Below are 5106 nucleotides of genomic sequence, written 5' to 3'. Positions count from 1 at the left end.
TGTTTGGTTGCGGAACGTCGCTGGGATGCGGTGGGTTGGGCGATCAAAGCTTAAGCGTGGCGGTTCGACGGTGTGCGGCGCCAGTTTGTCAGGAGGGAGCGCTAATGCTCGCCCTCCATCCCCAGGCCCGCACCACCAGCCGTGCGCACCGAGATCGCCCGCTCGCACGAGAGCTCCGGCGTGCTGGCTAAACGCTATGGCGTCTTGGCCGAAACCATCCGCAAGTGGCGCAAACGCGGTCCCGATGCTTGCCAGGACCGCTCGGCGCGACCCCATAAGCTCGCGTGGCGCGCCAGCGATGAGGAGCGCGCCATCGTGTGCGCGCTCCGCCGCTCCACCGGCTTTCCTCTCGACGCGCTGACCTTCGTCGTCAACCACTTCCTGCCGGACCTGAACCGGGACGCGGTCTATCGCATCCTCAAGGCCGAAGGCCTCAACCGGCTGCCGCCCGCCGGGAAGGCTCGCAAACCGCACGGCAGCTTCAAGGACGACGAGGTCGGCTTCATCCACGTCGACGTGAAACACCTGCCCAAGCTGCAGGATCGCGACCGCATCTTGCGCAAACGGTCCCTGTACGTCGCCATCGACCGGGCGTCCCGCTACGTGCATCTCGCCGTGTCTCAAGACCCTGCGTGGTCTCACACTTACGAGGCCATCTGCAAGGCATGGTCCGCCGAGCCCAGTCGCTTCAGCGCGAACCCGCTCCACCAAATGCCGGGACCAAATAGCTAGCAGAGCGCGGTAGAGCGACATGGCCGCTTGGCCTTCAACAATGCGGCCGCCGCCGCACTTGCTTCCTGTGTACCATGACCCTGAATGACCCCTACTTAAAATGGTACAACGCAACCTGCTTGAATACGGATTTGTTGCGGACCGAGTCGATTCAATGTGCCGTCATCAACTCTGGCTTCAATCAGCGCGATAGCGCTTGGCAGGTCAGTGAAATCAATCGAGGCCGTAACCGGGGTGAGATCATAGTCCCACCACCGTAGCAGCAACAGCCTCTCGATGATGTCAGGAGTGAAACGGTAGCGGAGGACCTTGGCCGGGACACCACCCACGATAGCATAGGGAGGGACATCTTTCGATACTACTGCACCGCCAGCAAGGACGGCTCCGTCTCCAACTTTCACCCCCTCTATAACAATAACATTTTGACCTATCCAGACGTCGTTGCCGATTTCAACGAAAGATGGCGTGCGCCAACGAGTGTTGGGTGCACCCAGCCAGCTTCGATAGGACGGGTAGACATGCGAGAAGCCGCAAACGCTGTCACCCATGTCCGTCACGAAAGGATGCGTCGAAAGAAAATCCGTCGAATGTTCGCCCGGGCCGATCGTTACGCCGGGAGCGATGGAACAAAAACGGCCGATCTTGGAGGACCAGGCCGTCGAGCCCTGCAGGATATACGTGTACGCACCGACTTCACAGGAGCCGTGAAGGAAGCCCTCGATCCTGCAAGGCACCTCAAGCTTTGCATCCCAGATATGGCTAGTGTCGCCAATAATGCCGTAGGCGGTGAGAGATACTGTCACGGAGCCTCGTTTAAATCGCCAGCCTATGATATGTAAGTCATCGGTGTTTCTAGTTTAACACAGCAATGCAGACTCAGACGATCTTCGGACCAACCTATGATAACAGTCCACCAAGCGCCTAACTTAAACAGCGTAATCCAGGATTGTCAGCTCCATTGATAGTTCATCAGCAGAAGCTTCCATTCAATGCGGTGCAGATGAACCCGTTTCACCTGAGTCACAAATCTCCCTCTCGACAGGCGTGCCGTGTGAGGTGCGCTACTTTCCCAGACGGATTCCTTGAGGCTATTCTCGAACTGCGACTGCCCCGACCAGCACACTAAACCATTTGCTAAGATCGGTCTCCTGATCTGTGGCCCACGATCCCTATCGGCCGATTTCTCCGTATCGAAACGCACCAAGGTACAAATCGGGCTTTAACGGGTTGTTCGGCGCATCGAGAAACGTCGGAAACAATTCGTCGGAAGTCTCAGGTTCGTACCGAGCCCTGTTTGCAAATGAGATTTCCAAAGTATCTGGGAAATACACATTGCCCACAACCGCCATAGGGCTCCAATTATTTGCATGAACATGGCTAACGAAGAAATTATTATTAATTTTCTGCATGACTCGCGTAGCTCGCCTCAACCATTGATGGTCTACCGAATAGCTGAAATTATGAAACTCCACCAATATTTGAGAGAATTTAGCCAAGTGCGCCGCGTCGCACTCATCAAAAACTGGCCATTCATCACTCTCTATATCGATTTTTAGAATCGCCGATGCCTCTTCCGATATGCCTGCTTGGTCCAAGATATAGCCAATGGAAGTTGAGTTTTCATCGTTGCCAGCGGCCGCGATGCGTTTGCTGTAAAAACTTAAAAGCGGATGCTTTTCTGGAGCTTCCGCAACTGTGTGGTCGTACTGTTGAACACGAATGTCGCGGGCCGCGATACCAAGATCCCAATCGACGTTGATGTCGATTCCGAACGAAAGAGCCAATTCAATCCCGGCGAAGTCGTCAATCATGACATAACCCCCGTCGGCGTCGCTGCCGATGCGCACTTTTTCAAATCCCTTGGCCCGATAGGGTGCAAAGAGAGATGCGAGCTTTAAGAACGGCTTTTGGCGCGCAAAGTCACGAGCCAGCTCAACCATCTGGTTGTGATCCATTTCCTGCCTCCTAAGAGTATTATTTATACCGACGAATGGCGTGAGCGGCCGAAAAGCGCACGATCATTACCATTTAGTTCCAAAAAGGCGATATGGGCTTTGGTATCTTGCAATCCCTAGCGCCGCCTCGCGTGACAAATTCCCCTGAGTGTAGGTAGAAAATCGAACGCTCAGATAGTTGACGGTCTAGTACAACAACAGCGTCACAGCCTTTTCGTCCACGATAAACGGCTAAATCTAACGCCATCCGCGTTCTTGACGATCTGCGGCACCAGTGCTCGCGATCCTCGCCGTTCATTGGGCCACCTCAAGACGATTGATCTCGCCGCCTTAGCAGGCTTCCCCTACTGCATCAACGATAGGACGCCAGAGCGCTGGCGTGCCACGACACGCTCTTAAAAAACGTCTGGTGACCTTATGGCCCGGAACTATCGGTGCGGGTCTAACATTTGGTGCCCGCCCTTTGCGGTCTGGATGATACGGTCGGGATCGGCGGTCCAGACGAATGCTTGTCTAGTCTAGCACTACTTTGGCGATTAGGTTTGGTTTCGGGATTGCGGCGCCCTCTACAATATGGGCATCGTCTCGTTTGTGGTCGTGTGAAGAGGTCGAGAATGGCTTGCCGAATGGCCGGCATGCTCGGCTGAGGCGGAGGACCGCCGATTCTTTTTTCCGCCCCGCTGCCTTGAGGCGGCGGTCTTGAAGGAAGGCGAAGGCGATCATCGTCATCAGGGTGTTCCGATGGAGCCCCGTCCAAGATCGTCCTTCGAAGTGATCGAGGCCGAGTTCCTCCTTGAGTCGCTGATGAGCCTGCTCGCAGACCCATCTGGCCTTGATCGCGGCCGCGAGCCTTCTGAGCGGGGTCTCGGCCGGGAGATTTGAGACATAGTACTTCTGCTCCCCGCTCGGCCGCCGTTCGCCCACCAGCCAGACCTCGTCGCCTGGCATGCATTGCATGCGATTGTCGCTCATCCGGTATTTGTGGCCGTCCGCCACGCGGATACGTCGCGCGGCGAAGAGGCATGTCAGCCGACCTCTGGTGCCTCTGCGCCAGCTGATCGTCTGCCATCTCTCGCCAGCCAGCATCGTCTCGGCGGCAACCGGCAGCTGGTCGGCGATGTGGTACTGGCGCCACTTGCCGGTCTTGGCGACAGGAATGATCAGGCCGACATCGGCCGGATAGACGTTCTGGCGTCGCGACAGCCCGACTGCCCACAGAAGGCCGCGTTCACTCAAAGCTTGACGGAACACCCCGCTGGAGCCGTACCCGGCATCGGCCAGCACGCAGCCAAAGCGGGTGCCGGACGCCAGGACACGATCGATCTCCTGGATCGCGATCTCCGGCTTTGTCGATGCACCCTGCCGGTTCGTGGGAACGCCCGCCCGAGTCATCCTCTCGGGATCGGAGGTCCAAGTCTCGGGAAGGAAGAGCCGCAGGCCGACCATGATTGGTACCTCACGGCACGCCAACGTCACCGAGACCAGCGACTGGCAGTTGGACGTCTTGCCGAGCGCGGAGGCGTATTGCGCCGCTACCCCGACGGAATGCTGCCCCTTCTTCGGCAGCGCGGTGTCGTCGATGACGAGAAAGCCGCGCTCGTCCCCGACCAGGCGGTCGGTCTCTCTCAACAAGGCGGCTTCGAGCGGGGCGCTGACCCAAACGCCCGCTGCGACGAAATGGTGAAGCTGGTCGTAGCCCGCTTCGCCTGACCGGGCCGCCATCGGCTGGACGCCTTTACGGTCCCCCGGGCCGATCAGACCGGCAACGTAGAGCGGGCACATGCGCCGGCGTGCCGGATGCGACAGCCCAGCAAGAAACGGCTCAAGCCATCGTTCGAGATCGTCCCGCCAGCCTTCTCCCGAGCCCATCGCTATCACCTGCGTCAGCCATCATGACGCGCGAATCCGCGGCGAACCCACCCCGTTCCAGTCGATCTGCCATAGTAGTGCTAGGTCGCAGACTCATTAAGCTCGCAGCCAAACCTGAAGGGCTGCGGGTTTGACGCTAGCGAGGAAGCTGTCGGGATCCTTGTCGTAGCGGGTGGCGACGGCGCGGAAGCGCTTGATCTTGCTGAAGAAGCGCTCGACTAGATTGCGGTGCTTGTACAGGAACGGACTGAAGGCCAGCACCTGCTTGCAGTTAGGCATCGGCTTCACGTTCGCCCATGCACCCTTCTCGGCTATTCGGGCTCGCAGCGCATCGCTGTCGTAGGCTCGGTCACCCAGCAGGATCCGCCCCGCGCCCAACCTGGCCAGCATGTCCGCCGCCGCGCGCCCATCATGCGCTTGGCCTGCCGTGATCTTGAGGGCCATGGGACGGCCCTCGGCATCCACAAGCGCGTGGATCTTGCTTGTCAGGCCGCCGCGCGTCCTTCGAGAGCCTTGTATCAGCCAGATGTAGCAGATTGGGCCATCCCAC

The 5106-nt window shown here is 58.4% G+C and carries 3 protein-coding genes and 2 pseudogenes; 1 reads left to right on the top strand and 4 read right to left on the bottom strand.

From position 1 onward, the window contains the following. Nucleotides 1–104: 104 nt before the first annotated feature. A pseudogene (locus MGN01_RS23020) lies at nucleotides 105–628 on the top strand (transposase family protein); the annotation flags it as partial. Nucleotides 629–827: 199 nt separating this feature from the next. Here MGN01_RS23020 and MGN01_RS24035 read toward each other — a convergent pair. From MGN01_RS24035 to MGN01_RS23000, 4 genes and pseudogenes are all read right to left on the bottom strand, one after another. After that, nucleotides 828–1535, bottom strand: coding sequence for a CatB-related O-acetyltransferase (locus MGN01_RS24035; RefSeq protein ID WP_147049119.1), 708 nt, complete (start codon nucleotides 1533–1535; stop codon nucleotides 828–830). A 366-nt stretch (nucleotides 1536–1901) separates the two neighbouring features. Continuing rightward, on the bottom strand, nucleotides 1902–2687 hold the full coding sequence (locus MGN01_RS23010; protein ID WP_147049118.1) for a hypothetical protein: 786 nt from the start codon (nucleotides 2685–2687) through the stop codon (nucleotides 1902–1904). Between the two features lie 566 nt (nucleotides 2688–3253). Then, a pseudogene (locus tag MGN01_RS23005) lies at nucleotides 3254–4556 on the bottom strand (IS701 family transposase). Nucleotides 4557–4652: 96 nt separating this feature from the next. Then, nucleotides 4653–5106, bottom strand: a 454-nt coding sequence (locus MGN01_RS23000) for an IS5 family transposase (protein ID WP_147049117.1), incomplete at its 5' end; no start/stop codon positions are given.

The sequence above is a fragment of the Methylobacterium gnaphalii genome, assembly GCF_007992215.1.
Taxonomy (GTDB): Bacteria; Pseudomonadota; Alphaproteobacteria; order Rhizobiales; family Beijerinckiaceae; genus Methylobacterium; species Methylobacterium gnaphalii.
Note: the sequence above shows the minus strand (reverse complement) of the source record. Positions and strands in the feature narration are given on the sequence as shown.

Coding starts and splice junctions, on each gene's coding strand:
- MGN01_RS23010 (WP_147049118.1), bottom strand. CDS start 2,687: ATGGATCACAACCAGATGGTTGAGCTGGCTCGTGACTTTGCGCGCCAA.